This is a genomic window from Bradyrhizobium sp. (assembly GCF_019242285.1).
In the GTDB taxonomy this organism is placed as follows: Bacteria; Pseudomonadota; Alphaproteobacteria; order Rhizobiales; family Xanthobacteraceae; genus Bradyrhizobium.
This window is the reverse complement of the sequence record NZ_JAFAVV010000632.1, coordinates 1-4152: the sequence shown is the minus strand read 5'-3', so window position 1 is coordinate 4152 and position 4152 is coordinate 1. Positions and strand designations below refer to the sequence as shown.

The 4152-nt window shown below is 59.3% G+C and carries 3 protein-coding genes and 1 pseudogene; 2 read left to right on the top strand and 2 right to left on the bottom strand.

The window, feature by feature from the left end:
- Together JOY90_RS25895 and JOY90_RS25890 are read left to right on the top strand one after the other, a co-directional pair.
- A pseudogene (locus tag JOY90_RS25895) lies at positions 1 to 328 on the top strand (hypothetical protein); the annotation flags it as partial.
- On the top strand, positions 295 to 771 hold the full coding sequence (locus tag JOY90_RS25890) for a hypothetical protein (protein ID WP_291693950.1): 477 nt from the start codon (positions 295 to 297) through the stop codon (positions 769 to 771). The pseudogene JOY90_RS25895 and the gene JOY90_RS25890, both read left to right, overlap by 34 nt.
- Before the next feature lie 313 nt (positions 772 to 1084).
- On the opposite strand, the gene JOY90_RS25885 is transcribed toward JOY90_RS25890, so the two are convergent.
- On the bottom strand, positions 1085 to 2389 hold the full coding sequence (locus JOY90_RS25885; protein WP_291693949.1) for an epoxide hydrolase family protein: 1305 nt from the start codon (positions 2387 to 2389) through the stop codon (positions 1085 to 1087).
- Between the two features lie 845 nt (positions 2390 to 3234).
- Positions 3235 to 3612 carry a VOC family protein gene (locus JOY90_RS25880; protein ID WP_291693948.1) on the bottom strand — a complete coding sequence of 126 codons (378 nt, stop codon included), beginning with the start codon at positions 3610 to 3612 and terminating at the stop codon, positions 3235 to 3237.
- Positions 3613 to 4152 lie beyond the last annotated feature (540 nt).

Sequence of the window (4152 nt, the reverse complement as noted above, 5' to 3'; positions counted from 1 at the left end):
GATGATCATCCGTATCGTGCAGTCGAAGGGCCGCAAGGACCGCAACGTGATGCTGCGGGCGGAAGTCCTCGACCTGTTGCGGCAATGGTGGAAGGTGCGGCCGACCAGGCATGATGCCGGCGTCGCGCCGGAACACCGCTGGCTCAGCAAGCGGCGGGTCTCGTCATGCCGGCATCCAAAAACCTGCACAGGAGCGGAACTATGCGGGTGGCTTGGAAAATGCTATGCGTGGTGCAGTTTGCCGCGCATTGCGCGCGACTCGTTGGCGCTAGCATTCGAGACAGACCTGCTACCATGTCTAATTCAATTTCAATTTTACCTCGCTTGATCTTTGCCTTTTCGTTCGTTGCGATATCAATCGGACAAATTTCGTTCGGATATGCCTGCTCCTCCGACCCCAGGAAACCGGTTCCCACGGAGCAAGAGTTGTTTTCGCAGGCATCGTCGGTCTTTGTGGCGCACCTTACTTCTGTGTCGGAGGTTTCCGCACCAGAGGATATGAAGGGAGCTAATAGTAAGATAATTGAAGGCTCTTTTAATACAATAGAGCTGATCAAAGGAGCGCCACCCGCCAGTAGGAAGGTAAGGAGCGTTCCATACGGCTTCGGAAATTGCACCGTACCGTTTTTGGCTGGTGCTGATTACATATTCTTTTTACAGAAGGAAGATGACTACATCACGTTTGTGAGTGGATCTACTGGGCCAATTATAAATCTTGATGGGACAAGAGTGCGAGAGAAGCTCGAACAACTGAGAGCGCTGGCAAAATAGGACTTGCCGCTTGACGACACCACTCTGAAGCGAGGCCTGACGCGCGAATGGTCCGCAAAGGCCAGGGGCCGAAAGTTTCATGCCGAGCAAATCTGGTCGGCACCACCTCGGACAGCCGACCTAGCGCAGCCTGACGGATTTTCTCTGTCGGACCCTTGGCGGACGTCCGCCAACCACAACGTGACCGAAATCTTGCGTGGAAACTCGGTACCGGCGTCGAGCCCGAGTCTTCGGGCAATAGCGAACCCCTGGTTTCGATCGTTTGGCTGTGAGCCGTGCGGCGCGCCGGACACGCGCGCCACACGGCTCATTGTCACACCGAACGAAGCGATTTGAAGGTTGCGCGCACATCGGACACGAAGAGCGCAGGCTGTTCCCAGGCCGCGAAGTGCGTCCCTTTGGGATGGTTGCTGTAGTGGATGAGCTTCACATACGCCTTCTCTGCCCAGCTCTTTGGCGCTTGATAAATTTCTTCAGCAAACGCGCTCACGCCCACCGGAAGCTTGACGCCCCTCGCGTCGAAGAAGCCGCCTGCCGGCAAATTGTGCTTCGTGTCCCAGTAAAGACGCGCCGAAGAGATCGCGGTATTCGTCAACCAATAGAGCGTGATGTTGTCGAGAACATCGTCGCGGCTGAGCCCTTCAGCCTTACCGTCGAATACGCGGGCGATCATTTGGTAGCTGCGAATGTCGTGATCGAGTATCCAACCCGCAAGGCCAACCGGTGAATCGACGATTCCGTAGAGCGTCTGCGGACGAAGTGCCATCTCGTTGGCGTAACCCAACCCGTTCTTATAGAAGTCATCGAGCCCATCCCACGCGTACTTTTCCTCCGGCGAAAGGCCGGCGGGCGGCGGGCCGCCCGCGGAAAGCGCTTTAGAAACATCGGGCGGAACTGTCGCCGCCATGTTGGTGTGAATGCCGAGCAATCCCGGCGGCTGCTGCAAAGCCATCACCTCCGATACGGCATTGCCCCAATCGCCGCCCTGCGCCACATATTTCGTGTAGCCGAGGCGTTGCATGAGCGTCGCCCAGGCTTTCGCAATGCTAACGGGATTCCATCCGGGCGCCGTTGGTTTGCCAGAGAAGCCGTAGCCCGGCAGCGACGGAATCACGAGATGGAAGGCATCGGCCGCGGCTCCGCCGTGCGCCGTCGGGTTCGTCAACGGATCGATGATCTTCATCTGTTCGATGATCGAGCCGGGCCAGCCATGCGTGACAATCATCGGCAGCGCATTTTCATGCTTTGAGCGAACGTGAATGAAATGAATGTCGAGGCCGTCGATCTCGGTGATGAAGTTCGGCACGGCATTGATCTTCGCCTCGCACTTGCGCCAATCGTGCTCGTTCGCCCAATACTGCGCTAGCTTCTGCATCGTCGCCAACTGCACGCCTTGCGTTGCATCGGCGACCTGTTCGCGCTCGGGCCATTTTGTCGCGGCGATGCGTTTGCGCAAGTCGGCGAGGTCTGCTTCCGGAACGTCGACGCGGAAGGGGCGGATTGGGGTGTCTCCGGCCGCCGCGGTCATCTGTGTGGAGAGCAGGCTGACGGCGCCCGCGGCTACGGAGGCGGCAAGAAAGCTGCGCCGGCCTTCATCGGGTGTTTTAATCGTATCCATGGATGACCCTCCTTGGTCTGATGGCCGGTTGGAGCAGCGGCGTCCCAGGCGCGGCGGCCCGCTTCTCGCGCTCGGCGATGGAATTGGACAGTTTGTCGCCTCTTGTTGCTGGCCTTGTGGCAATGCCTGCAAACTGCAGCTTGCGGGAGATCCGTTCGCGGAGCCGACCGCGGCATTTTTTGCGAGGATCGTTCTCCGACGCATCTCTGCGACGCTTAAGACGCGTAGACTACCATTGCGCAGAACGGCACGGTCGTACCTCGCGGCCTGATTATATTCGCCAGCACACTATGTTCAACGACGGAACGCCAGTAGCACCAACCGTCTTTGAGAAGCACCGTGCGATTTGAAAAAAGCGATTACCAATTATGGGAACAGGTCCGGACCTACGCTGGGGCGTCAATCCGTTGCGAATGAAGACGAAGCCAATGTCGCCGTTGGATCAAGGGCTGAAAGTCTCACGTCGAGCAAGTCTGGTCGGTACCACCTCAGCCGGCGGACATAGCGTATCCCTGAAGGTTTCTCTCTTTCGGGCCACTTCCGGATGCATGTATCGCAACAAATTGCGGCGTGTTCGATCGGTTCGTCGGGCACAAGCCGCACCGGCGTCATTCGGGCAGTCCCACTTTCCGAGGGCCCTCAATTAGCAGCTTCGAGCGTGATTGCCCGCCGCGAGCGATGAACGCAGATATCGAGCCATGTGCCGTCGTCGCTCGAAGGCACAATTCTGCTGAGCCGCGCCCGCCAAGAGCGCCGCACCGAATCGAGCAGGCTGCAAAATTCGTCTTGCAGATCGTCGGGGCCAAGGTGCGGAAGCCTTGACGGGCGGCTCCGGACTCCGCGGGTCAGCGTTTCGTGGTCACCCAGGCCATGAATGCACCGGTCGCGTCCGCCCCGATGGCAATGCGCCCGAAATCGGGGACGTCGAACGGCTGCCGGACGATCCTGCCGCCATTTCTCTCGATCTCGGCAAGGCGCTGGTCGATATCGTCGACTTCGAGATAGCTCAACCAGTGCGGCGGATCGCCATCTGGAACGATGCCGCGCATGTCGAGAATGCCGGCGACCGGCTTGCCCTCCGCCCTGGCGATCCAGTAGGTGCGGTCCCGGTCCGGCATCGGCATGCCCTCGAACGTCCAGCCGACTATCGCGGCGTAGAACGCCTTGGCCGCCTCGACATCCCGCGTATAGAGCTCATTCCAGACGAAAATTCCGTGAGTCATGGCATCCTCCGTGTCATTGGGCTTGACCGGCGCCGCCGGCGAAACCGACCTGGACCCAACTCGGCAGCGCTCACCCAGAGGACGAACGAGACCTCGCAAGCCCGACAGCGGGCGTCAAATTTGCCCTTCGCCCAGGCTCTGTCTCATCGCGCAGGCGTAGCTGCGAGCCACTGCGTGCGATCCGGGATCAGCTTTGGGTCAAAAGCGACCTGTTGGTCCTTCCAAGCGAGCGGACAAAGCTATGGCAGCAGACGGCCGAGCCGCGGCAACACGACTATGTCAATCAGTCCGAGGTGATGACCCAATCGCCGATGACATCGCCTGCTTCTACAACCCAGTCAGGCTGCACTCGGCGCGCGGCTACCCACCTCCCGTCGCACATGAACAACGGGCGGACCATGACAGCCTGATCGGAAGAATTCGACCTGCCACCTTGCCACGAATACGGAGGGGCGTCCTGCTCAGCGGTTCTTCGGCATCCCGCCAGGCAAAGTGTCTCGCTTGGCGAAGATGCTTGTCATTTCAGCCATGTTCTCGGTT

Excerpts from the sequence above, each read along its gene's own strand:
- JOY90_RS25890 (WP_291693950.1), top strand. The coding sequence starts at position 295 with ATGTCTAATTCAATTTCAATTTTACCTCGCTTGATCTTTGCCTTTTCG.
- JOY90_RS25885 (WP_291693949.1), bottom strand. The coding sequence starts at position 2,389 with ATGGATACGATTAAAACACCCGATGAAGGCCGGCGCAGCTTTCTTGCC.
- JOY90_RS25880 (WP_291693948.1), bottom strand. The coding sequence starts at position 3,612 with ATGACTCACGGAATTTTCGTCTGGAATGAGCTCTATACGCGGGATGTC.